A 25,041-nucleotide genomic window follows, 5' to 3' on the forward strand; every position below is an offset into this window, starting at 1 on the left:
TAGAACCTGTTCCACCCCCATGACTTTTTTATAACCTTTTTACCTTCTCCATACGGCTGTTTTGTTGAAGAAATGACTTGTTTTGTAGACAAGATAACAGCCCCCTGACTATGTCTTTTATTGAACATAATCAGAAGGCTGTTATTTTCTGTATATAACCTCTGCGATTACTGATATAACCACCAGTCATATACCTTATGAAATTTTGGTGGGAACTATAGGGCTCGAACCTATGACCCTCTGCTTGTAAGGCAGATGCTCTCCCAGCTGAGCTAAGCTCCCAATTGGTGACCCATAGGGGAATCGAACCCCTGTTATCGCCGTGAAAGGGCGGTGTCTTAACCGCTTGACCAATGGGCCATAAAATAAGCGATAGTCACTATCGCTTAAAATGGTAGCGGCGGTGGGATTTGAACCTACGACCTGCCGGGTATGAACCGGATGCTCTGGCCAACTGAGCTACGCCGCCATTTTTATGTCGCCCGTTCTCTAACGTGCTTTTACATTATACATAAGAAACAGGACATGTGTCAATAGGAAGTTTATATTTTTTTAAAAAAATCAAAACAACGTTAAATAGTCGTAAAAGGGCAGTAAAAAACCCTTAAACCACAAGGTATAAGGGATCTATTTTTCAGGAGGAATATATTTTAAGACCGGCCGGCGGAATAATCCGCCGACCAGAATGGATTGTTTTCAACAATACAAATTTTATAGGAAATAGTCCGATTTGTATATGTATAAATTATTTAAAATTTTTATTTAATCAATTAATTTTATTGTACATTTTTACTCCTGGGAACCAAAAATAGCCACGTATTGGCTTGAAAGTTCAAACTTCATGTTTTGGAACTTCAATATACTTTGTACATACCCCAGGGAATCCGCATGATACCGTCCTGCTATTTTCTGATAACCCAGAAGCTCATACACCCCGTTGCCGTCAAAATCAACGGGATACAATCCGCTTAGCGGATCAACCCAGCCTTCAATGGGTGCTTTGAGAATTCCCTCGTTAGTGTAAATCTCACTTAGATACTCTCTGCCTTTATATGTTATATCCAGTATGTACGTAGATTTCTCCGTCAAGTTTTGAACCGATACCTTGTAATAATTCAGATAGTTAACTTTGTATTGGTATTTATTATTGAAGTCCTCATAATTGAATATCATTGCAAGGCGGTTATTCACATCTGAAAAGATGTAATAAAACATTATGGCGCCGCTTCCCCCGGAATTAATCCCTACTAATATATCATTAATTCTGTCTCCGGTGAAGTCACCCAAAAATAACCCCGGGGAATAGCCCGCATCTGAAGGAAGCTTTGCGCTCTGCTTAATACCCGTTTTTCCATCCTTTATGACTAGTGTAATATCCCGCAAAAAATTACTGTCAGGTGTTTTAACAGCTGTGAGATATACATAGTCGGCAACCCTGTCTCCGTTTACGTCACCGTAGGCACTGGCAACTACGTTTCCGATATCGTTAGGAAACGAACCTGAATTGTTTGAATACAGCATTAGGTTTACCCCTTTTTCAATGTTTTGAACTGCTACTATATAATATGAAAAGCTTATATATTGGTGAAATTATATATTTCCCATCACCCAAATATTGAATAAACAATTCTCTGCAAGGGTATAAATATTAATGCCACTTTCGTACTTATTTACAATTAGCAAAATACAATATATATGTTCTTCAAATCAATTACATCTAATATTATTATATGGAAGTGAGTAAATTTTGTATAAGGTCAGGTGACCATATGATAATTCAATGTGAAAGAAAGGAATTTATTCAGCAGGGCGACCAATTGGCAATAACCAGAGATGACAAGCTAATAGGCTACGGTAAGGTTATCGCCCTTCTGGACGAAAACGTACTAGTAGATATTGATGATGCAGCCAGTAAATCATTATTTGAAATCTTCGCAGAAGCTATCCCTTGTGACTTTACATTCGTCAACGAAAAATATATCCCCAAAAACATCGAGTAAACGTCAATATCAGGTATCCCACGTTTACCGGGGTAAAATCGTTTGCTGGAAAATACCCGGCTTACGGTTACCCTGGCAGACAGGAATTGCACTATTTTTTATATGTCATGTTAACATTTTGTTTTAAAAATCATAACAGTTTATTAACTTTTTCTTCGTAAAAAATACATAATTTACAGCTATTATATAAACATAAGATAACTTAAGAAATTTTAAACGATAGGAGGACTCAATTATGTATAACAATAATGATGATTGGAACAATGGATACTATAATAATTCAAACTTTGATAACAACCAAATTATAACAATAACCCCAAAAAGAAAAAAACATAAGTTTACTACCTATTTATCACTTGTACTTATAACCTCAATGGTTACCGGGGCAGCAGTTGGCGGTGGATTGTACTACAAGTTTTCAAAGGAGCTTGATCGCCAGGTGGGAGATCTTCAGAAATCAGTTGCACTCTCAGTAAAAAGCAATTCAGACTCCGGTGTAGGAACCCTTACTTCATCCTCAGCAGAATCACTGAAAGCAGCCACTCTTTTGAATACTTCGGCCGGAGACATGAGTATATCCGAAATAGCAAAGAAAGTCGGCCCCTCAATTGTAGGTGTAACAATGAGCGTTCAAAACAGTCGTTCTTCAGGATTCTACGGTTTTGGAACACCCTCCAACTCCAGTTCTGAGGGTTCAGGTATAATAATCAGTTCAGATGGATATATAATGACAAATTACCATGTTGTATCATATGCAGACCCTAAGAGCGGAGCAAAAAATACTACACTTACAGTGTATTTACCTGATAAAAGGCAAGCAAAAGCTACATTTATAGGCGGTGATGAGGATAACGATCTTGCTGTTATAAAGATAAATCTTACTAACCTTCCTGTTGCAGAACTTGGCAGCTCCTCCCAAGTAGAAGTCGGAGATACTGCTGTAGCCATTGGTAACCCACTTGGAATGGAGTTCGCCGGCTCTGTAACCGTTGGTGTAATAAGTGCACTAAACAGGCAGGTTGATACAGGTAACGGACCTATGGACCTTTTCCAGACAGACGCTGCAATAAATCCGGGCAATAGCGGCGGTGCCCTTGTAAATTCAAAAGGACAGGTAATAGGTATAAATTCAGCCAAGATTTCCGAGGACGGTGTTGAAGGACTTGGTTTTGCGATACCAATGGACACAGCAAAACCGATAATTGAACAGCTCAAAACCTATGGATATGTTAAGGGAAAGCCTTTGATGGGAATTTCAACTCAGGAAGTTCCTGAGCAATACTCTGAAATGTATGGAATACCGGTGGGACTTTACGTAGTAGAAGTGACTCCGGGAGGAGCCGCAGCAAATGCAGGTATCAAAGCAAAGGACATTATTATTAAGGTAGACGGTAAAAAAGTAAAAACAAATGCAGACATTGATGCAATTAAAAAACTGCATAAAGCCGGTGATACTGTGGACGTAGTCGTTTCCAGAAGCGGCCAGCAAGTAACTCTCAAACTTACATTTACGGAAGCTAAACAGTAGCAATCAATTTCTAACAGCAAGTCAGGGCTTTAAAATATACCCCCTAAAGCCCTGACTTGTTTTTTATTTTAAGCTTCATCTTATGAAAGAATTTTTGGCCCAGAAGTTTTAGATAAATATCCCCCATACCCTTCTTAATTGTTTCATTTAACCCGCTGATAGAAGCTGTATTAATCTGTAGAGTTTCCTTCGGTAAAATCATCAGATACATAGGAATATCCCATATAGCGTAATCAATATCCGGCAGCAGTCTGAAGCCGGCTTTTTCATAGAATTTTATCCTGTTTTCCCTTACACTGCGTTCTTTCTGCTCTAAAGCATCCTCAGGCTTTTCAACCTCAACAATAATACTTTTCTCACAACAATATTTGCTTTTTAACATTTCAATAAATTTTGATCCGAATCCTTTTCCCCTATATTCCTTATAAACTGCCAATAAGCTTATAAGAACAAAGGAATTTGTACTGTCTCCTGTACAAATTGAGTATGCTACATCTTTTTCGTCATTTACAAGCACAAATCCCTTTTGAATGTCTTTCTCAAGCTGATTGTATAAAACTTCATAGGGCGGATACTCCCCCGGAGCAAAGTCATTTACTATGTTTATGTATAAATCCCTGACCTCTTGAAGATTAACAGGCCTTATATCGTATGCCATCGTTCATTCCTTTCCAATGTCATTTAGGATGGATAAGTCAATGTGACAGTACCCCTGAGGATTTTTATCAAGATACTCCTGATGGTAATCCTCTGCTTTATAAAAATTGTCAAGAGGAAGAACCTCTGTCAGGATTTTTCCTTTGTACAACTCCTGTTTGCTATTGATATAGCTATCTATAATTTCCCTGTCTTCTGGATTCTTATAGTAAATACCTGTACGGTACTGTGGACCTATATCGTTCCCCTGTCTGTTGAGCAAGGTAGGGTCTATAATTCTGAAAAAATAATCCAACAGCTTTTCCATAGAAATCTTAGTTTTATCATACTTTACATAAACAGTTTCAGCATGACCTGTTGACCTTCTGCAAACATCTTCATAGGTAGGGTTTTCAGTGTTTCCGTTTGCATAACCAACCTCCGTATGGATTACTCCCGGAAGTCTTGACAAAAATGCCTGAACTCCCCAGAAACATCCTCCCGCAAGCCATACCTCAGAAATGCTATTATTTGTTTCAATCATTACAGCCACTCCTTTTATATATTTTTATCTGTCCTCAAATAAAATATCAGTTATTTCTGCTTCTGTATTTGCCTCTATAAATTTCATGACTTCATTCAGAACAGCATTTGCCTGTGCTCTGCCCGTAGACACACAGGCTGCCCCTATTACAATAGTCTGATATAAATCCTGTTCTTCTACCTCAGCTATAGATATATTAAATTTGTTTCTGGCCCTTTGCACTATACTTTTAACTATCATACGCTTGTCCTTGAGTGAATGGCACATAGGTGCATAAAGCTTTATTCTCAAAGTTGATACAATCATACAGCTTCCCTCTCCATTGAAACCTATTAATAGCCCAGTTCCTCTCCAACTATTATTACCTTAATCCTGTCCTTTTGGTTCTGATATGCACTGACAACATAATTGCAGCATATTCTGTTTTGCCCGCCGCAGCCGCTTGTCATGCAGGAATTCCCGGATGCCAGTCCCATGCACTCTCCTTTTTCCGTACAATAGGATGTATAATCAAGTCGAGTGGCATTTGCAGGAGCTGCCATAGTTTTTACCCTTTTAACTGCCTCATCCAGATTTCCTACTATTTTATTTATACCCACCACAATTACTACTGATTCCGGGCCGTAACATATAGCAGCGACCCTATTGGAATTGCCGTCTACATTGTATAGTTCCCCATTTTCCGTAACGGCATTCGAACTACTGAGATATACATCGGCAAAAAAGGATTTTCTAAAAATTTGTCTCATCTGTTCCCGGGATAATCCCTTTTCATATCTGTCAAGAAAGGTATATTTACCCGAACGGAGCAAATCTATAATTCCTGCTTCAAACAAACTCATAGAACCGCCCACAGCAACCGTATCTCCTTCTTTAAGCAATTCAGCTACCTTCCCTGCAACATCTTTTACAGTTTCAACATAATAAGGTTGCATATTATTGGCCTTCAAATTTTCCATAGTTTTCTTAATTCTTTTGTCTACAATAGCCTTTGTATTTTTATCCATTTTTAACCCCTCCATTATCCTATATATTTAAATCCTGCGTGCTTTCAGACTCTGATTTTATTAGCATCAGAAGTGCTTTTTCAAAGGCTTCATCATTCTCTTTTGACCTTTTTCTAATAGTGCCGGTTCTTCCTCCCGCCCTCCTGATTTTTTGTCCCAAATGTCTTTCAAATAACAATCTGTCAATATTATTATCCGAGTATATCAAGCCGTTCTGATTCAGAACTTTTGCGCCTTTACCCAGTCCCATAGCAGCTACACCATAGTCCTGAGTGACCACAATATCGTTCTTTTTAAGCATATTGATAAGCTTTATGTCAACACTGTCACGTGCCTTGTCTACGGTAATTACCGTACTATATCCATCATTTAGTTCGTGACTGGTATCAATAATCATTATGACTGGAATGCCATATTCCTTTGCAATCCTGATGATTATATTTTTTACCGGGCATGCATCTGCATCTACAAGTATTTGCATATAAGTTCCTTCCGGCTTTCATTTTATTTATTATTCTATACCAAATAATTCAATTAAATCAACCGTGGTTACATTTATATGTCTTTTTTACGAGTGCCATAGCCAAAAACGGCTGTCTCCGGAAATAACTTTGTACACCCGGAGACAGCCGTCATATAGTTTTTTTATAATAAAAGCCAAAAATTAATTTTGAGGGAACAAATAATCAACAAGCCACTGGGGTAATCTGTCCCGTATTTTCCATATGCGGTTAATCAACTGTCTCATTGAATAATCATTGTCAACCTTAAAGTTTACAGTTGTAAAGTCGGTATTTACAGCCTTTATACTGTCATAGTACAGGACTGAATTCAATTTGTAGGTATCAGGATTCTGCCCCTCCGGTACAATTGTATTCAGCCATAGTCCAAAGCTGTCAATCTGACTTGGGTCAAACTTTGCATCCTTGTTATCTCTGCCTACAAAGCTTGAGAATGGTATTGTTACCAGTACGGGCTCTTTCAGATTTTTAAATCCTGCATATTCATTCAGATATACCTCAAATACATTACCGCCTGATGTAACCTGAACAACTGTTTTTTGGTTGTTTCCATCAGGCAGCATCCATAATTGCAGTGTATTCTTGTCTGACCAATCGAAACCGAGATTCTTGGTAACCCCTACATAACCTCCGGGAACAAGTGAATACTTGAACTCCAAACCATACTCGCCTTCATGGCAAGAGTTTGTTAAGGACGGTGTAACTGTACAGCCTGTTCCCTTTCCTACACTCCAACTGGTGTTAAGAACGTCATTATCTCCGTAATAGTCCTCAAAAGTATCTACTACTGTTGGGTCAACAACGGGAACCGGCATGTTGAACTTAACATTTACGGTATTACATTCCTTTGTATCTACAGCCAGAGTTATTGTACCTACGGTCTTACCGATACTTTGGAGCTTGCTGTCAGTAAGCACCCCCACGTATTCCTTGCCATCACCTTGTAATGCTGGTATTTGAGCTACTACTGCACCTGCTTTATTCTTTAAAATGAATTTAACTGCCATATTATCATTCGCATTGGTCACACTGGCAATTATTCTCTGTCCCGTTAATATTCTGCTGCCTGACACAGGTGAGGTAATGTATCCCGAAACCTCCGTATTCTTTGCAGCAGTTACAGAAATCCCAGTATACTGCCCCATTCCGTCAGCAAATACTGTTCTCGGGTCATTATAGAAATCTATGAAATTGTCAAGCATTTCATGTCCTGTCATAGTAGTTTCGGTTTTTTTAGTTACATAAGGAGTATAGAAGCCGGAATCAGTTCCGAAGTTTGCCCAAAGGAGGAAGTATGACGCATCTGTTGGAGAGACTGCATCAAGGATTTCATTATACCAGTCTTTTCTCTGGTTACCTGATTTTAAAAGTGCTTGGTTATTTGCATTGGCAACTCCTGTTTCGGTTACCGCAAATAATTTGCCATGCTCTTTAGCAAATTGCTCTACAATACTCAATTCTGTTTTAAGCTGATTTATAAAGTTATCTCCCTCAACCGGATTTTGGTGATACATGTCAAACCCTACCATATCAACGTATTCATCACCGGGATAGCGTTTTCCATAGTCTGCCACGCTTTCTGCATCACTACTGGGGCCGTATACATATATAAAATTGTGAACTCCCTTTGTATCACGGAGGTATTCAACGGTGTATTTATAAAGATTTTTATATGCTTCCTGGTCACAGAAGGCAGCTCCCCACCAGAACCAGCTTCCAGTACATTCATGGAAAGGCCTGAACAGAACCGAGATATTTTTCTGCTCCAGACTTTTAGCATATTCCGCTATCATATCAAGGTATGCGTTATACAAATAGTTCAAGTCCTGCCCCGGCATTATCCTTGTAACTACATCCCCGGTTGTGGTATTCGGAGTATAACCTGAAAAGTTATATGTGCCGTCTGATAGTATTCCAACCTTGTTCTGGTCTGTAGAACCCGGTACATTGTTTTCAACTCTTTGGTCTATTACATCAAAATTAGGCATGTGAGCTGACAAAGTAATAATAGCTCCCTGCCCTGCAGCTGCCTCGGTCATTTCCGCACAAGCTGCCACACGCTGTGAAAGTGGCTGATTCCACGTTCCCAACTCATTTCCCGTAATAGAAAGTGTATCCACTCCCACAACAGCTGATATTGAACCGGTAACATCCTTGGTATCCGAATTTGAATAGGCAGGATTCCCTGCTTTGTGATGAGTATCATTCTGATGTCCGAACAATACACTGTCGGATTTGCCCACTGCTTCTAAATACGCATAAAGCTTTACAGCAGCAGGAATTGCTTCGTCATCAACCATTTTCACCTGTTCCGGGGTTGTAACGGTAGAACCGTTTGCCGTAATTGAATCTTCGCTTACACTGATAGCTTCTTGTGCTTCGGGCTTGAGAGTAGCATTTACATATATGTTTTCCTGACTCTTCTGACTGAATGTAATATTGTCTATGTACATAGGTCCCACATAATTTGTACTTGAACCCACTATTCCCAGTATGAAGTTGTCAACTGAATTTTTAGTACTTGCAAATTCAATTTCTGCCGTTACCTTTTTTAAACCGTTTCCGTAGTCCTCGGCTTTACTAAGGCTTATATCTGTATTTGCTTGTATTATACCTGCTGACAGCTTTGCCTTGAATGAACCGGATGTCATATTTTGGGGATTATAAATAAAGTCAAACTTGAAATTATTATATCCGTTAAGTTCCTTTGCTGCCCCAAAAGAGTAAAGAACTTTTGCTTCACTCCAGCCTGATGATGAGTTTTGTGAATAGTCAAGGTCCAGCTGCATTGAACCGTTTCCAACTGACGTATTATGACTAATTTTTACACCGCCGCTGTATTCGTAGCCGTCTATAGTAGACCAGCCGTCTACATCCTTAGCATTATCAAAGGTGTAAGTTACAGGGTCTACCTGTGGTATTTCAGGTTCAGGCTCCTCTTCATTGGAAATACCGTTTATCATCTTTACATTATCAAGATAAATTTTCCCCGTATAGTCGCATCTGCTTCCTGCGAGGCATGGAACTATTGACTTTATTCCTTGGACAGCCTCAATCTCTGAACCAAAAGGAATGGAGACATGGGCCGTCAAGTAACCTTTTCCTGAATTCTTAAACTGATTTATTCCTATATCAGCAATGTTAGGCGACTGTGTCCATGTCCATGAACTGCCCATTTTTGTAACTGCCTGTGCTTTCAGAAGCCCATTGTAGGTACTTCCCTCCGGCAAAAGAAGGTCAAAACTCATAGTTGCTCCCTCGTAAACATTATCGTTGTAATTAAAACCCAAATCTGTCTGGAATACGGTAGTCCAATCACTTTCAGGATTTCCGACAGCATCATATTCCAATGCTTTTGTATCCCCTACACTTACTGCAGTTTCATCATTTTCAAAATCATTTGTGTAGATTTCACTGCCTGTTTGTGTGGAAGGAGTACCGTTTACAAGCTTTACATTATCGAGATAAATTTTTCCCGTGTAGTCAATTCTGCTTCCTGCCAGACACGGAACTATTGACTTTATTTCTTGTACAGCCTCTATTTCCGAGCCAAACGGAATAGATACATGAGCTGTCATATATCCTTTGCCTGAATCAGAAAACTCATTTATGCCTATCTCTGAAATAACAGGCGACTGTGTCCATGTCCATGAACTTCCCATTTTAGTAACGGCCTGTGCTTTTAGTAGTCCGTTGTAGGTGCTTCCTTCCGGCAAAAGAAGGTCAAAACTCATAACAGCTCCCTCGTACACTTTATCAGTGTAAGTAAAGCCTAAGTCTGCCTGGAATATAGTACTCCAGTCGCTGTCGGGACTTCCAACCGCATCGTATTCCAATGCTTTTGTATCTCCTATTGTTACTGCGTTGGAATCCTCCTCAAAATTGTTCTCATAAATCACGTTTGTTTGTTCTTCATTTGCTGCGGATACCTGATTAGACAGGCTAAAAGGTAAAATTGTCGTAAAAATAGCCAAGGATAATGAGAAAGCCAGTAATTTTTGAAAGTTTCTTCTAATCATTTTTCAGCCCTCCGTATTTAATTATTTTTTGACTTACATTTTTACAGAACCTCCGGTAAATCCGTTGTAGAAGTATTTTTGCAGTGAGATAAAAGCTATGAGTGTCGGGATAATAGCTATTATAACGCCTGCGCATATTACCTCCCAACGTCCGCCGTAAGGCCCCTGGAATCTATAAAGAGATGTTGAAACTGTGCCAAGGCTACTTTTGGGCATATACAGCAAAGGAGTATAAAAGTCATTGTATACGCCTGTTCCCTTTATAATGACAACAGTAGCAATGGCCGGCTTTAAAAGGGGCAATATTATCTTCCTGTATATCGTAAAATATGATGCACCCTCAATCATTGCCGATTCATCAAGAGCAACAGATATATTAGAAATAAACTGTATGAAAATGTATATTGAAATTATGTCTGTGCCTACACCCAGAATCATAGGTGCCAATCTGGTATTTTGAAGGTGCAGTACATTTATTACCTTGTAGGTGGCAACCTGTGTGGTTATTCCGGGTATCAGTGTAGCCAGCAAGAAAGCTCCCACCACCAGTCCGCTGCCTTTAAATTTGAATCGGTCTAAAACGTACGCCACCATAGTACCTATTATTATTGCACCGAAAAGAACCACTGCCATAATGATAACGGTATTGATAAATCCTCTAAGCATACCTCCGTCTGAAAATGCATTGTGAAAGTTGCTGAAGTTCAACCAGTTTTTGGGTGGCATCAATGGATTGGAATTGGCATATTCGCTGGATGTTTTAAAGGATATGAAAAAGACTACAACTATAGGAAGTAATGCGATAAACGAAGCAATTACCAAGGTTATATACTTTAAAATATCAAATATATTAATTCTTTTAGAAGCCATTATGCATTCGCCTCCTTGTCATCGCCAAATAATTTCTTTTGAAGCAGTGTTGTGAAAACAACAATTACCAGAAGTACTACTCCCATGGCAGAAGCAAGGCCGTACTTACGCCATTTAAACGCGGCCTCAACAGTTCTTATAACAAAGGTCATACTGCCGTTTGAACCTCCAGTCATTATGTACGGTACCTCAAAGGCACTGATTGACCCGCTTATTGAAAGAATTACATTCAATTCGATAACTCGTTTTATGGAAGGCAAGGTTACATACCAAAACTGCTGAAATCTGTTTGCACCATCAATTTCGGTAGCTTCATACATTTCGTCAGGTACAGACTGTATTGCCCCTGAAAAGAGAATGAAGTTATATCCGAAAAACCTCCATATTGAAACCGCAACAAGAGAGAAGTTAATTATGTTGGGGTTTCCCAACCACTTTTGAGTAAATGCACCAAGTCCGATAGCCGTCATCAGGCTGTCCATTGTTCCTTCGGGCCTGAAAAACAGCATAAACATAAAACTGACTGCAACACCGTTTAATAGGTAAGGAAAGAATAGTACTCCTTTGAAAAAGCTTTTAAATCGAACTTTATAACTTAATATAGATGAAAAATACAGGGCAAGACCAATTTGAATCACTGAACCTCCAAGGTAATACAAACTGTTCTTGAATACTATAAAGTTTTCCTGCTGTGAAAATAAATCAACATAGTTTCGCATGCCTACAAACTCTTTGGTTTTAGAAATGCCGTCCCATTTTGTCAGGCTGTAATAGAAAAGGTTTAATGCAGGAAAATATGAAAAAACAGCTAAAAGAGCTAGGGGAATTACAAGAAATGCTACAATAATAATTCTTTTTTGAACCTTGTAGCTTAGCTTTGAGAACATATTGCACCTCCGATCTATTCAACTCGGATAAAATATGATAGGTTTTTTAATTCCAAACAATAAGGGGAAAATATTTTCCCCCTTATTGTTTAAACTATATATTTTAGGATTCTAGGATTACCGAGATTTGATTACTTGCCTATAGTACCTTCTTTTATGAGCTTCGCTCTTGTATCAGCCCATTTTTTATTAAGGCCGTTCATTATATCATCATATGTACCCTTTTTGTTGCCTAATGCTGTATCTACAATATCCTTCTTAAAGTTTTCATTCCATAAACCTACTTCAGATTCTTTATCTATAGCATCCAGCCATCCGTTTTCATTCTTGGTTCCGTCGTTTATTGCTCCCTTGTCTATAAGGAGTGTAACGCCCATATCCTGAAAGTTCTTTAAAGTATCGGGATATGCCGAACCTTTAAGGGACGGTATAAGACCTTCATTCTGAGCATAGTTTGATTCATCAAGGAACCACCATAAAAATGCCTTTGCAGCTTCTATGTTTTTGCTGTTCTTACTTATACACAGTTTGTAATCGCCTGCGGCCTGTGTATACATTTTTCCGTCAATACTATACGGGAATGGCATGTAGGACACATCATCAGGGTTTTTAGCCTTTGATTTTATCTGTGGAATTGCCCAAGAGCCAAGAGGCATTGTTGCAATTTTGCCATCAGCCAGCAGTTGCTTTGAACTTTCCCAGTCAGTAGTCATTGGATCGTCCTCAACCAACTTTTGACTTACAACATCAAATAAATATTTATAAACTATATAGTGAGGTTTTCCCTTTGCAAACGGGTCATCCTCATGAAGCATTACCTGATTTGTATATGTATCGCTGCCGGACACACTGTCTATGTAACCTTCCCATGCATTAAGAGCCCAACTGTCCTTGTAGTTCGTATATAATGGAATAGCATCTGTTTTGTCTTTGATGAGTTTCAAATCTGCAAGGAATTCATCCTCGGTTTTGGGAAGAGTCGTAATACCCGCTTTTGTAAATACACTCTTGTTATATACAATACCCTGTCCGTTTCCGTTAGGTGGAATTCCGTATGTATCCTCTCCAACATATCTGTCCTGAACGAAATCATACTTCTTTTCCAACTCTGCTTTTTTCCCTAATGGAATGAAAAAGCTTGGAAGATCCGCATCTTTCATCTTTGCAGACATAAATAAAACATCGCCGTATTCGTTGGAATTCATGCGGATTGCAAGATCACCTTCGTAGTCCTTTGATGTTTCAATATTCACCTTTATGTTAGGATACTTTTTATTGAATTCTCCAATATAATATTTCCAGTTTTTCTCGTAGCTGTCCAGTTCCATATCAGTTCTTGTGTTGTAGAACAATATTTCGCCTTTAATGTCCTTGGCTGCGGAAGTTGTACCTGCTGCAGTTGATGATGCCGATGAGTTAGAACCGGTATCGTTAGAACTATCTTGCGAGCCGCATGCAGTAAAAGCGGTGGCTAGCATTGCCAGACTTAGGACTAATGGTGCAATCCTATTTTTAATCATTTTCATTCCCCCTTATAATATTGGTAATGCGAATAAGGTTAACGTTTAAGTTCAGATTTAATTAAATTATATATTGGCATGAATTAATTGTCAACATTGTCAAAATTATTTATTTGTGGAAAATTGACATAAGTCTGCCAATGCGAGCCTTATATTTGTGCAATATATCTAAAAAACAGTCACTTTGTACATCCAATTAACGTTAAGTTACGGGACTAAACAAAATAAAAAAATTGCATGGAATGCCCATGCAATTTTTTTATTTTGTTTATAATATTAAGTATGATTTAAGGTTGTACCTGCTTACCCATTAATTTTTTTAACAGAATCCCTGTATATAATCCGTCCCTTTATGGTAGACCGGCCCGTAGTACTCCCGTTCTCTTTTTTTACCTTATCAAGGATTGATTTAACTGCTGTTCCCGCTATTTCTTCCACATCTACCTCAACAGTTGTAATCTGGGGGTCAGATATTGTGGCATATATATCGTTGTCAAACCCTACTACGGAAAAATCTTCCGGTATGTGAAAGCCCATTTCCTTCAGCTTTATTATAAGATTATATGCCACTCCGTCACAGTTGCATACAAAAGCGGTAGGCATATCTTTGGGAAACTTAAACTCAATATATTTTCCATGTTGGTCCCTGTCACATATTACATAATCTTCCCTTAATTTTATACCATGCTCTAAAAGTGATTTGCACACTCCGAGATACCTGTCCTGTATACTACTGGTTGCATATATATCACCAACAAAAGCTATATTAACATGTCCGTTTTTTATAAGGTAATTCGTTAATTCATAAGCCCCTGAATAATTGTCCACCGTTATTGAATCAACATTTGTATTTTCATCGTAAAAATCCAGAAAAACCGCGGGTATTTCAATCTTCTGCAGTGCCTTAATATATGCTTTATTTACCTGTCCCAGTACAATAAGTCCGTCTACCTTCTTGTCATAATAAAACTTGGGCAGAACAACGTTATTTTCATCGTCAGAGTTTAGTACCTGCAGAATTGCACAATACTGATGTCTCTCCATTATCTGGGAAAGATGTTTAAAAACACTAAAATAATACGACTTATCGTCCCCCAAAAAATGTTCAGGGATAATTACTCCTATATTATATGACAGTCCATCCCTCATGGATTTTGCCATCATATTGTACCTGTAGCCCATTTTATCTGCTAAATCTTTTATTTTTAGTTTAAGTTCGTCACTGACACCGTCCTTATCATTTAGTGCTTTAGAAACTGTGACAATGCTGACATTTAATTCCCTGGCGATATTCTTCATTGATATGCTACTTTTCATAATCTCACCTCTCATGACACCTGACAGTATTATGTATCTTTTGCGGTCGATTATTATTTTACTATAATTTATTGGGTTTTGTCATCAGTAGATTAACGTTAACTTAATCTAAATTACATATTTATTTGAATTTTTTGTCAATTGCAGTTACTATGAGTTCATTATCTTCGTTTAACTGACTTTCTTTTAACAAGACAGGCCGACAGTAATATCTTTTCTGTCGGTTTAATTTCATGTTCCAGTTTTTCTATAAGCCTACAGACTGCCCTTTTTCCCATAAGCTCTTTCTGCACTCTCATTGTTGTTAATTCCGGGGTAACATTTCCGGCATTTTCTATATCGTCAAATCCGATTACCGAAATTTCATCCGGCACCGATATGCCCATATTTTTAAGCACTTTCAAAAATACTATAGCCTCTGCATCATTACAGCAGAAAAATGCATCCGGCAGTCCTGCCTTTACTTTCATTTCGCAGATTAAAGCCTCTATATCTTTTTTAGGCAGTTCTTCAAGCTTTTTACCTATAATTGAGAATACTTCCTTAAATTCAATTCCCCTGTCTCCCAAAGCTTTTAAAAAACCCTGATACCTGTCATAAAAGCTTATTGATGCGGAGATATCACCCAAAAAGCCTATTTTGGTATGTCCGCAGTCTATAAGATGCTCCGTGGCAGCATAACCTCCTGAATGGTTGTCCGTTAGTATGCAATCCATTGCAAGGTTGTCAAAATAATTATCTACCATTACCACAGGGAGATCATATCCTATTATACAGTTTATTGTTTTATGTGATATTCTACCCAGAGTAATTATCCCCGAAACCATGCCGTCTTTTACACAGTTGGGTGTCTCGAAGCCTTCGTCGTTCTCGTCATAATAATGTATTATTGTGTTAAAGTTATTTTTCTTTGCTTCGTCTTCTATTCCAAGCTGAACATAACTAAAGAACCCAATGGAATCCCTCGTGCTTTTTGCAATAATAAGACAAAGGTTGCGGGCCATTATGCTTTTACGAACAGACGCTTTGTATCTGTAGCCCATTCCATTCGCCGTCTGTTCAATTAAATTTCTGGTATTTTCACTTATACCGGGCATACCTCTGAGTGCCAGAGACACTGTATTTTTAGAGATACCGAGTTTCTCTGCAATGTTATCCATCGTTACTTTTTTGGGCATAATTCCTCCACAAGCAGTTAATGAAAGAATTATAGCATAACTGCTTATGCTTTTAAAGGCAATTTGTAATATTACAAATTACATTATATTTACTTTACTTTAAGTTAATAATTTAGTATTATAATGTTACAAACGTTAAGTTTAGGTTAAAGTAATAATTATTCTCGCTTTTCTTTTCCCTTGGATATTTTGTAATATTACTTTTATGGAGGTATCCGCTATGTCAATTATCGGTAAGACTTTAAAGAACATTCCCTGGCAAGATAAACCTCTCGGTTGCAGCAGTGTTATATGGAGACATGAAGGGAATCCTATTATCGGTTGGAACCCTACACCCAGAACAGCCAGAATATATAATAGTTCGGTAGTTCCCTGGAATTCAGGTTTTGCAGGTATTTTCAGAGCAGATCATAAAGACGGCAAAGCTCGTATTCACGTTGGATTTAGCAGTGATGGAGTTAATTGGAATGTAGAGGATGCTCCTATAGTATGGCACGACGTGGAGGGTAATCTGTATGAGCCGAATTATTCTTATGACCCTCGTCTGGTAGAATTGGACGGTACATATTATATTGTATGGTGCACAGACTTTGGAGGGGCCTCACTTGGGTTAGGCATGACTAAAGATTTCAAGCATTTTACACGTCTGGAAAATCCCTTTATACCTTTTAACCGTAACGGTGTATTGTTCCCACGCAAGATTAAAGGAAAGTATCTACTCCTAAGCAGACCCAGTGACTCAGGCCATACTCCTTTCGGAGACATTTTTATTAGTGAGAGTCCCGACCTTGTTCATTGGGGTTGTCACAGACGGGTAATGCAAAAAGGCGGTTCAGGATGGTGGCAAAGCGTTAAAATAGGAGCAGGGGCAGTACCTATTGAAACAACTGACGGCTGGCTCCTTTTTTACCATGGTGTTACAGGAACCTGCAATGGATTTGTATATAGTTTCGGAGCGGCAATTCTGGATATTGTTAACCCTTCTAAGGTTCTTTATCGCACAAAGGATTATCTTCTTACACCTGAAATGTCCTATGAAACAACAGGATTTGTACCTAATGTAGTGTTCCCTTGTGCTGCTCTCCATGATGCTGAAAGCGGCAGAATTGCTATATATTATGGTGCCGCCGACACATATTCCGCTCTGGCTTACGCTAATGCGGATGAATTGATAAGCTTCATTAAGTCCAACTCTGAATTACTGCCGGGAGATGCGGAGGAATACAGATAACTTAATTGAGGAGGCGTGAAGTTATGGATGGTAAATTGATTAATTATATGGTTGAAGAACTGGAATCCGAACTTAAGGATGACATATTACAGTTTTGGATTGATAACGCCGTTGATAAAGACAATGGCGGGTTTTACGGATACATATCATCTGACCTTACCATTGACAAAACCCATGAAAAGGCAGCAGTGCTAAATGCCAGGATTTTATGGACATATTCTAAGGCTTATAGTCTTTACAAGAAAGAAAAGTATCTTTTCATGGCTAAACGTGCTTATGATTATATTTCTGACTTTTTTATTGATAAAGTAAATTCAGGAGTATACTGGCTTTTGGATTACAAGGGTAATGTCCTCAATTCAAAAAAACAGACTTATGCCCTTGCTTTTGCTATCTACGGTTTGTCTGAATTTTACCTTGCAACAGGCAGAAAGGATAGTCTTGTCAAGGCAATAGAACTATACAAAGCTTTGGAATCCAATGCTTGCGATTCTGTAAACAAGGGATATTACGAGGCCCGTAGTTTTAACTGGCAGACTCTAGAGGACGTATCCCTAAGCCCTGCTGATATGAACGTCTCAAAATCAATGAACACCCACCTCCATATTATGGAGGCCTATACAAACCTATACAGAGCTTGGAAGGATGACGGGCTGAAATCTAATCTTGAAGAAATTATCAATATTACAATTAATCATATAATAAACCCTGAAAAACACTGTTTTAATTTGTTCTTTGATGAAAAATGGAATCCTGTTTCCGAGAAAGTATCCTTCGGACATGATATTGAGGGCAGCTGGCTTTTATACGAGGCAGCGGAAGTCACAGGTAACAAAGAACTAATCGAAAAGGTTCGTGAAATCTCCCTTTCTATGGCTCAAAGAGTTTTTCAAAAAGGAATTGATAAGGAAAACGGAGGCCTTTTTTATGAGCAGGACAAAGATGTTATTGAAACCTTCAAAGACTGGTGGCCACAGGCAGAAGCAGTTGTGGGATTCTCCAATGCATATCAGCTGACAGGAAACGACTCTTTTATGATTGAAGCTTTTAATATGTGGAACTTTATTAAATCACACATTATTGACAAGGTTAACGGCGAATGGTTCTGGGGGACATCCCCAGACGGATTAACTATTACAAAGGGTGAAAAAGCAGGCCCTTGGAAATGTCCTTACCACAACAGCAGAATGTGTTTTGAAATTATACAGAGATTCAAGAAGCAAAATGTCTAAATAATTCTTATCCGGAGGTTCTTTATGGTTTTTGATGAAAGACTGAATTATCTTGTTCAGAAATATAACGAATTGATTAAAAGAAAAAACGTAATTGAAGAAGGCGGAAACGGTATATATGATAAATATAAATATCCTGTTATAACCAAGGACCATACTCCTCTTTTCTGGAGATATGACCTTAACAAGACTGCCAATCCCTGTCTGATGGAACGAATTGGTGTCAACTGTGCTTTCAATCCGGGTGCCATTGAGCTGAATGGGAAAATATATCTTGTAGTACGTGTTGAAGGTAACGACAGAAAATCTTTTTTTGCTGTGGCTGAGAGTAAAAATGGAATAGACAATTTTACTTTCTGGGATTACCCTGTAGTTATGCCTGAAACAGAAAATCCTGATATTAATGTTTACGACATGAGGCTTGTACAACATGAGGACGGTTGGATTTACGGTCTTTTCTGTACAGAGAGAAAAGACCCTGATGCCCCTTTCGGTGACACTTCAAGTGCGGTAGCTGCATGCGGTATTGCCAGAACCAGAGATTTAAAATCTTGGGAGCGTTTGCCGGATTTAAAAACATCATCTCCACAGCAGAGAAATGTAGTCCTTCACCCTGAATTTATAAATGGAAGATACGCCCTTTACACACGGCCTCAGGACGGATTTATTGAAACGGGAAAGGGCGGCGGAATTGGGTTTGGTTACACGGACAGCATGGAAAATGCAGTTATAGACGAAGAAATATTAATGGAATGTAAGGAGTATCACACTATAAAAGAAGTCAAAAACGGTGAGGGGCCTGCTCCTATAAAGACAGAAAGAGGCTGGCTCCACATCGCTCACGGTGTCAGGAATACTGCGGCCGGACTAAGATATGTTGTTTATGCCTTCCTTTCGGATCTTGAACATCCTGAAATTGTGACCCATCGTCCGGGCGGTTTTCTTATTGCCCCTGAAGGTGAAGAAAGAATCGGGGATGTTTCAAATGTGGTCTTCTGCAACGGTGTTGTAGCAAGACAAAGCGGGGATGTACTTATTTACTACGCTTCCTCCGATACGCGATGTCATGTGGCTACTACCACTATCGACAGGCTGTTGGACTATGTTATTAATACCCCCGAAGACCCTTTGAAATCCTATGCCTGTGTACAGCAGAGGATTGACCTGATTTCAAGGAACCTTAAGCTCATTAATTCACCGGGTTCGAATATTAAAATATGACTTTTATTATTTAATTTATTAAATGTGGAGGGTAATATGAATCTGACCCACGGCGATATGCCTATGAATGAATTGGAAAAGTATCAGGGTTGCAGTCCCTGTCCGTCAGACTTTGATGTTTTCTGGGATAAATCGCTGCAGGAGATGTGTTCTGTCAAGCCTGATATTGAACTTATTCCCAATAATTTTATAAATGTGCCTTTTGCAGAGCTTTTCGACCTGTACTTTACAGGAACAGGCGGAGCCAGAATACATGCCAAATATGTGCGGCCAAAGAATTATACAAAGCCTTGTCCGGCTGTTCTAAAATTTCACGGTTATGCATGGAATTCAGGTGATTGGACAGACAAACTGGCATATGCGACAATGGGGTATTGTGTTGCAGCCCTGGACTGTCGAGGTCAGGGAGGACTTTCGGAGGATAAATCCTGCATAAAAGGCCCTACCCTTAGAGGTCATATAATAAGAGGGTTAAATGATAAACCTGATAAGATGTTATTCCGACAGATATATCTTGACACTGCACAGCTTGCAAATATTGTAATGAGCTTTCCTGAGGTTGACGAAAGCAGTGTTTCTGCTACGGGCGAATCTCAAGGAGGCGCATTGGCACTGGTTTGCGGAGCTTTGGAACCACGCATTAAAAAAATTGCTCCTGTTCATCCGTACCTTAGTGATTTTAAACGCTACTGGTATCTTGATGCTCAAGATGAGCTAATAGAGTATTTCCGTTTTTTTGACCCGTTGCACAAGAGTGAAGATGAAGTATTCAATAAACTCGGATATATCGATATACAGAATCTTATGAAGCGAATTAAGGGTGAGGTTATGTTTACTACCGGACTTATGGACGAGGTTTGTCCTCCCTCAACACAGTTTGCAGCATACAATAAAATAACCTCTCCCAAGAATATGCTGTTGTACCATGACTATGCCCATGAATTTTACCCTCAGCTAAATGACTACATCTTTAAATTTATATGTAGTGCTTAATAAGGGTAAACCAGTTCATTTTCCGGCTTCTGTGCAGGAGTAACTGATATTCCGTAGAGTATGGGCATTTCCTTCTTCATATGGGGCTCGTACTCTATTTTTATTTTGGCTGTAACGTAAACCCACTCACCGTTTTTCCATTTTTCCGCATCCCTATATTTGCATATGAATCCATATGGCACAAGGTCTGCGGCGCAGCACACCATTGACATCCGGGCAGGAATAAACTCATTCCTGCTAAATCCGTCCATCCGGAAAACAGTACCTTTGACTCTCACAGTCTTATTGTCGTATTTGTCTGGATTTTCACAAGCATCAGTGTACCATTTTAAATATTCATCATCGCTTATATTAACTATATCGGTGTCATTCTTCAACTGTGTTTCAGGTAAATTTCTGTCCCGTTCATGTTGTATTTGCCCGGTATTAGCCTTGATACCGGAGCTGTCGACAGGAGCTGCCGGGGTTATAGTGCCTGCAAGTAGCGGAATAGCCAGAATAATACAAGGGAGCATATTATTTCTGCGTTTTGGCTTGAATAAACCCGGCACCAGAGATAATGCAATAATTATAACTCCTACTACAGAAACCCAGATGTATTTTACTATGTGTATGTTAACATAATACTTGATTTTATCTGTTATAACAGCATGGGTGAGTAAAGTCGCAACTAAAAATAAAATTATTATCTGTACAAGAACCTCTCCGTTTATTTTTTTCATAATATTATCAATCCCACTTCCCGTCAGCTAAAAAATGCTGCTGCTATTGAGAAAATAAAAACCGCAATAACTATAAGTATTGTAACTAGTTCTACCAGAAATCTCTTTTTGAAACCAGCCAAGAGCATCATTATATTTTTTAAATCAAGCATAGGCCCCATTACCATATAGCATACTACCGAGTACATGGGAAAGCTGTAGGAAAAGCCTCTTGCAATAAACGCATTGGAAGTTGAACATACCGACATAAATACAGCTGCCCCTAACATTACCAGCAGTTCCAAGTATCGGCTTATCCCCGTTGTCGAAAGCAGCTCCCTCGATAGAAACGTCTGTAAAAGAGAGGTTACAAATGCTCCTACTACTATGTAACTGCCCACATTGAAAAATTCCATTCCTGCATGTCTTACAAGCATTCCAAGTTTACCGACAAATCCCTCTTGTGAAAAATCCCCAATATACCCACCTGAGCATGGTGTTTCCAGAACCGTCTCATTTACGGCATATTCTTTTGTAACTCCTGCAAATTTCACTATCAGTCCCACCGACAGTGCTATCACAACACCTAATCCTACTCTCACAAATACAACTTCCGGTTTATTGGGAAAGGCATAGTATGTAGACATAATTACAACAGGATTTACAACAGGTGCACTTAACAAAAATGTCAATACATAGTATAGGGGAACTCCCTTTCTGGCAAGTCTTGAACATATTGGGGCCATTGCACAATCGCATACGGGAAAGAAAATTCCCAGAATCACAGCTGCGGGGAAACCCGCCAATTTAAAACGGCTAAACACTTTAACTATTTTTTTGTCGGAAACAAATACCTGTAGGAAGGATGAAATAAATATACCTATTAATATAAACGGAAGGGCCTGAATCAGAATACTCAGAAAAATGGTTATAAAGGCAGAGCTTGTATTTTTAACTGATATAAAAAACAGGTACAGTACAAATAGCGCCAGTAATAAAAGACCACTGAAAGCTTTATTTTTATTTTGTGGAATTTTATAATCATTTTTAAAATATACAACTTGGGCTTGCCTGTTTACTGCCTTTATGGCTCTTTTAATATTTGTTTTCTCCACCGACCCCAAGGATTTGTCACGGTTTAAGATAACAATATCGCTGTTTGAAATCTGCTCCGTCATTATTGATTTCATATTGTTCAGATACAATGCAAAATTGGAAGCATCCGCAATAAAAAATATATTGCTTATACGACAGTCCGGAGGCAGCCTTATGCTTAAAAATTCTCCTATAGGCCATGTTCCGTTATATTCTATAAAAATCCGGGCCGGGTCATGTTCCTCAATAATGGAATTTATGAAGCTTCTGTCAAGCATATGTATATCGTTAATATTAATTAATACTGTATTATACCTTTTGAGTGTACTTTCCCGGTATTCCTCAAATCCCTGCTCAAAGCATATCAATACAGTTTTTTTACTATTTGTGCAATGCTGACTTTTTAATAGGTTTTGTATGAATGTGGTCTTGCCGGCTTCAAGGAATCCCCCAATTATACTTAATTGTATACTCACATTTAAACTCCCGTAAAAAGTTTTTTCAGTTCCCCGGTGTTGAGTTTTTCGCCGATAACGCAAATACGTCCCGTATAGTCCGGCAAGCAAGGCTTGACGCTGATTTCTCCCGGCACAAAGTCAAACTGTATCCAGTTGTTTTTCTCTAATGGAATTATACCTTTTGACCTAAGTATATCCCCATACAATGATTTATTCGAAAGGGACTTTAGTATACTGCGTATCCCTTCATCGGTATAGAGTTTATGAGTTTCAACACCCCAGCTCTGGAACATTTTATCTGTCTCTGTATGCCTATGCAGCCCGTTCTCTGACGGAATTTCTATATTTAAACCTCCGCCCTGTTCTGCTAGAGAAATAATATCCTCACCCTTTAATTTCGACCAATCGGTTGTTACAATATTGGCTTCAGCGTTGCGTTTCTGAATATCATTTACTACTTTAGAAAGCTTATCTTGCTCCATCATTTGTGTTCTGCTTAAAATAACAGTTTTTGCATTTTTAATCTGGTCCTGAAAAAATTCTCCGAAGTTGTTTACATAAATTATATATTTAACTGCATCTACAACAGCTATACACATATTTACACCGACCTCTGCCTGCTTTTCCATCTTCCCGCAGGCCTCCAGGACCCCTGAAAGCTTGCCTACACCGGAGGGTTCAATAATAATCCTGTCAGGCGTATATTCCCTTAGAACTTCCTTGAGAGCCGTAGAGAAATCCCCTACCAATGAACAGCAAATACAGCCTGAATTGATTTCCTTTATCTCTATGCCTGAATCCCTTAGAATTCCGCCGTCAATTCCTATTTCACCAAACTCATTTTCTATTATAACAACTTTTTCTGAGCCTAATTTTTCTTTCAAAAGCTTTTTTATTAACGTTGTCTTTCCTGCGCCAAGAAAGCCCGAAACAATGTCTATTTTAACAGCCATATGATATGCTCCCCCTTTAATTAATTATATTCACCTACTTCTAATTAATGATTATCCGGCCGGTCATTGACATATAATCCTACAGTGAGCTATATTATATTTGAAAATGCATTAACAGGAGCAGCTATTATGGATAAAAATGTTCTAAAATCCTCAGATTTGAAAACCACTAAACGCCGTATGGCTATACTTGCAGTACTGGAGAATTCTACTGTACCCATGACGGCTGAAGATATTTATTCAAACGTTATAAACGATGTCCATATGAGCCTTTCGACTGCTTACAGAACCCTAGGGACTCTTTCTGAAAAAGGGATTCTTTTAAAGAATCTTAGTCAGGACGGCAAAACATATTATCAGATAAACAGACATCAGCACAAACACCAGCTGGTATGCACCTTGTGTAATGAAACCGTACCAATTGATGATTGTCCCTTATCAAATATTGAAAAAAGCCTCATTAAACAAACCGGGTTCACCATAACAGGTCATAGCCTGGAATTTTCGGGTATATGCCCTAAATGTGCCAAACATACTTAACATGATGACTTAACGGTTAGCTACCTTCCATTCTTCCAAAAGGATTCCGTAGTTTTTTTCATCATCCCAACTTCCGTATTTAAATCTTACCTTGCGTAGCTCACCTTCCAAGCTCATACCCACCTTCTTCATAATTCCTTCTGATTTAAGGTTGTTTGAATTACATCTGGCAGATATCTTGTGAAGTCCAAGCCTTGTAAAGCCAAATTCTATCAATGCATTTGCAAGTTCTGTTGCAAAACCTTTGCCCCAATATTCAGGCAACAAGAAATATCCTATCTCTCCGCAGCCCCCTGAATTATTCCTGCTATGTATCTGTATGTCTGCAAAGCCTATAAATTCATTTTCCTCTTTGGAAAAAACCGCAAAGGCATAGGAGCCGTCTTTATTAACAGCATCTCCTCTATTTATAAATCCTTCGAAAAAAGTATATGCACTTTCTTCACTACTTATTTTATCTATCCATGCATATCTCATTATCGTTTCATTTGAAAATACAGAATAGAATAATGGAAAATCTTCATGTGTAAAGAATCTGAAGTTGAGACGTTCACTTGATATTTTCATCTTATCCTCCCAAAGTTGTATAC

At 38.6% G+C, this 25,041-nt stretch carries 23 protein-coding genes and 3 tRNA genes; 7 read left to right on the plus strand and 19 right to left on the minus strand.

The features are described from left to right. Nucleotides 1–206: 206 nt before the first annotated feature. The 4 genes from CLO1100_RS18065 to CLO1100_RS18080 all read right to left on the minus strand — a co-directional run bounded on the left by CLO1100_RS18065 (nt 207) and on the right by CLO1100_RS18080 (nt 1,521). Nucleotides 207–282, minus strand: a tRNA-Val gene (locus CLO1100_RS18065). Between the two features lie 3 nt (nt 283–285). Further along, nucleotides 286–360: transfer RNA gene (locus tag CLO1100_RS18070), tRNA-Glu, on the minus strand. Nucleotides 361–392: 32 nt separating this feature from the next. Continuing rightward, nucleotides 393–469 (minus strand) — tRNA-Met (locus CLO1100_RS18075). Nucleotides 470–789: 320 nt separating this feature from the next. Next, nucleotides 790–1,521, minus strand: coding sequence for a hypothetical protein (locus CLO1100_RS18080; protein ID WP_014315215.1), 732 nt, complete (start codon nt 1,519–1,521; stop codon nt 790–792). 248 nt (nt 1,522–1,769) lie between these two features. Here CLO1100_RS18080 and CLO1100_RS18085 point away from each other — a divergent pair, with 248 nt between their 5' ends. Continuing rightward, nucleotides 1,770–2,000, plus strand: coding sequence for a hypothetical protein (locus CLO1100_RS18085; RefSeq protein WP_014315216.1), 231 nt, complete (start codon nt 1,770–1,772; stop codon nt 1,998–2,000). 235 nt (nt 2,001–2,235) lie between these two features. Further along, nucleotides 2,236–3,528: a trypsin-like peptidase domain-containing protein gene (locus tag CLO1100_RS18090; RefSeq protein WP_014315217.1), complete on the plus strand. Its 1,293-nt coding sequence runs from the start codon at nt 2,236–2,238 to the stop codon at nt 3,526–3,528. 43 nt (nt 3,529–3,571) lie between these two features. Here CLO1100_RS18090 and CLO1100_RS18095 read toward each other — a convergent pair whose 3' ends face one another. From CLO1100_RS18095 to CLO1100_RS18145, 11 genes are all read right to left on the minus strand, one after another. Continuing rightward, the gene (locus CLO1100_RS18095) at nt 3,572–4,186 is read right to left on the minus strand and encodes a GNAT family N-acetyltransferase (RefSeq protein ID WP_014315218.1); all 615 of its coding nucleotides are present in this window, start codon (nt 4,184–4,186) and stop codon (nt 3,572–3,574) included. A 3-nt stretch (nt 4,187–4,189) separates the two neighbouring features. Continuing rightward, complete coding sequence (msrA, locus tag CLO1100_RS18100) at nt 4,190–4,687, minus strand: peptide-methionine (S)-S-oxide reductase MsrA (protein WP_347456373.1); 498 nt, start codon at nt 4,685–4,687, stop codon at nt 4,190–4,192. A gap of 45 nt (nt 4,688–4,732) precedes the next feature. Next, nucleotides 4,733–5,014 (minus strand): DUF503 domain-containing protein, encoded by a 282-nt coding sequence (locus tag CLO1100_RS18105; protein WP_014315220.1) that lies wholly within the window; start codon nt 5,012–5,014, stop codon nt 4,733–4,735. A gap of 26 nt (nt 5,015–5,040) precedes the next feature. Continuing rightward, nucleotides 5,041–5,715, minus strand: a complete 675-nt coding sequence (locus tag CLO1100_RS18110; protein ID WP_014315221.1) for a lactate utilization protein — start codon at nt 5,713–5,715, stop codon at nt 5,041–5,043. A gap of 19 nt (nt 5,716–5,734) precedes the next feature. Further along, nucleotides 5,735–6,196: a YaiI/YqxD family protein gene (locus CLO1100_RS18115; protein ID WP_014315222.1), complete on the minus strand. Its 462-nt coding sequence runs from the start codon at nt 6,194–6,196 to the stop codon at nt 5,735–5,737. A gap of 183 nt (nt 6,197–6,379) precedes the next feature. Then, complete coding sequence (locus tag CLO1100_RS18120; protein ID WP_014315223.1) at nt 6,380–10,255, minus strand: glycosyl hydrolase; 3,876 nt, start codon at nt 10,253–10,255, stop codon at nt 6,380–6,382. Nucleotides 10,256–10,288: 33 nt separating this feature from the next. Continuing rightward, nucleotides 10,289–11,125, minus strand: a complete 837-nt coding sequence (locus tag CLO1100_RS18125; protein ID WP_014315224.1) for a carbohydrate ABC transporter permease — start codon at nt 11,123–11,125, stop codon at nt 10,289–10,291. Next, nucleotides 11,125–12,012, minus strand: coding sequence for a sugar ABC transporter permease (locus CLO1100_RS18130; RefSeq protein ID WP_014315225.1), 888 nt, complete (start codon nt 12,010–12,012; stop codon nt 11,125–11,127). The genes CLO1100_RS18125 and CLO1100_RS18130 overlap by 1 nt, the downstream gene beginning before the upstream one ends. 131 nt (nt 12,013–12,143) lie before the next feature. Continuing rightward, on the minus strand, nt 12,144–13,532 hold the full coding sequence (locus CLO1100_RS18135; protein WP_014315226.1) for an ABC transporter substrate-binding protein: 1,389 nt from the start codon (nt 13,530–13,532) through the stop codon (nt 12,144–12,146). A gap of 303 nt (nt 13,533–13,835) precedes the next feature. Next, a complete protein-coding gene (locus CLO1100_RS18140; protein ID WP_014315227.1) occupies nt 13,836–14,849 on the minus strand; it encodes a LacI family DNA-binding transcriptional regulator in 1,014 nt (337 codons plus the stop codon). A gap of 161 nt (nt 14,850–15,010) precedes the next feature. Then, nucleotides 15,011–16,027, minus strand: coding sequence for a LacI family DNA-binding transcriptional regulator (locus CLO1100_RS18145; RefSeq protein WP_014315228.1), 1,017 nt, complete (start codon nt 16,025–16,027; stop codon nt 15,011–15,013). Nucleotides 16,028–16,247: 220 nt separating this feature from the next. Here CLO1100_RS18145 and CLO1100_RS18150 point away from each other — a divergent pair, with 220 nt between their 5' ends. From CLO1100_RS18150 to CLO1100_RS18165, 4 genes are read left to right on the plus strand one after another with little or no spacing between them, the layout of a single operon-like run. Beyond that, nucleotides 16,248–17,258 carry a glycoside hydrolase family 130 protein gene (locus CLO1100_RS18150; RefSeq protein ID WP_014315229.1) on the plus strand — a complete coding sequence of 337 codons (1,011 nt, stop codon included), beginning with the start codon at nt 16,248–16,250 and terminating at the stop codon, nt 17,256–17,258. Between the two features lie 23 nt (nt 17,259–17,281). Further along, nucleotides 17,282–18,490 (plus strand): AGE family epimerase/isomerase, encoded by a 1,209-nt coding sequence (locus tag CLO1100_RS18155; RefSeq protein ID WP_014315230.1) that lies wholly within the window; start codon nt 17,282–17,284, stop codon nt 18,488–18,490. Nucleotides 18,491–18,514: 24 nt separating this feature from the next. Then, entirely contained in the window at nt 18,515–19,711 is a 1,197-nt protein-coding gene (locus tag CLO1100_RS18160) for a glycosidase (protein WP_014315231.1), read from the plus strand. A gap of 42 nt (nt 19,712–19,753) precedes the next feature. Then, nucleotides 19,754–20,704: an acetylxylan esterase gene (locus tag CLO1100_RS18165; RefSeq protein ID WP_148265107.1), complete on the plus strand. Its 951-nt coding sequence runs from the start codon at nt 19,754–19,756 to the stop codon at nt 20,702–20,704. On the opposite strand, the gene CLO1100_RS18170 is transcribed toward CLO1100_RS18165, so the two are convergent. The 3 genes from CLO1100_RS18170 to CLO1100_RS18180 are packed head-to-tail and all read right to left on the minus strand — an operon-like array spanning nt 20,701 to nt 23,911. Beyond that, the gene (locus CLO1100_RS18170) at nt 20,701–21,426 is read right to left on the minus strand and encodes a TIGR03943 family protein (RefSeq protein ID WP_014315233.1); all 726 of its coding nucleotides are present in this window, start codon (nt 21,424–21,426) and stop codon (nt 20,701–20,703) included. The two genes, CLO1100_RS18165 and CLO1100_RS18170, sit on opposite strands and share 4 nt — an antisense overlap. Nucleotides 21,427–21,449: 23 nt before the next feature. Further along, a complete protein-coding gene (locus CLO1100_RS18175) occupies nt 21,450–22,976 on the minus strand; it encodes a permease (RefSeq protein WP_014315234.1) in 1,527 nt (508 codons plus the stop codon). 2 nt (nt 22,977–22,978) lie between these two features. After that, nucleotides 22,979–23,911: a GTP-binding protein gene (locus tag CLO1100_RS18180; RefSeq protein WP_014315235.1), complete on the minus strand. Its 933-nt coding sequence runs from the start codon at nt 23,909–23,911 to the stop codon at nt 22,979–22,981. 129 nt (nt 23,912–24,040) lie between these two features. Here CLO1100_RS18180 and CLO1100_RS18185 point away from each other — a divergent pair, with 129 nt between their 5' ends. Next, nucleotides 24,041–24,451: a transcriptional repressor gene (locus CLO1100_RS18185; protein ID WP_014315236.1), complete on the plus strand. Its 411-nt coding sequence runs from the start codon at nt 24,041–24,043 to the stop codon at nt 24,449–24,451. A gap of 9 nt (nt 24,452–24,460) precedes the next feature. Here CLO1100_RS18185 and CLO1100_RS18190 read toward each other — a convergent pair whose 3' ends face one another. Then, entirely contained in the window at nt 24,461–25,018 is a 558-nt protein-coding gene (locus CLO1100_RS18190) for a GNAT family protein (protein ID WP_014315237.1), read from the minus strand. Nucleotides 25,019–25,041 lie beyond the last annotated feature (23 nt).

Origin of the sequence: Clostridium sp. BNL1100 (assembly GCF_000244875.1) — a bacterium.
Taxonomy (GTDB): domain Bacteria; phylum Bacillota; class Clostridia; order Acetivibrionales; family DSM-1351; genus Ruminiclostridium.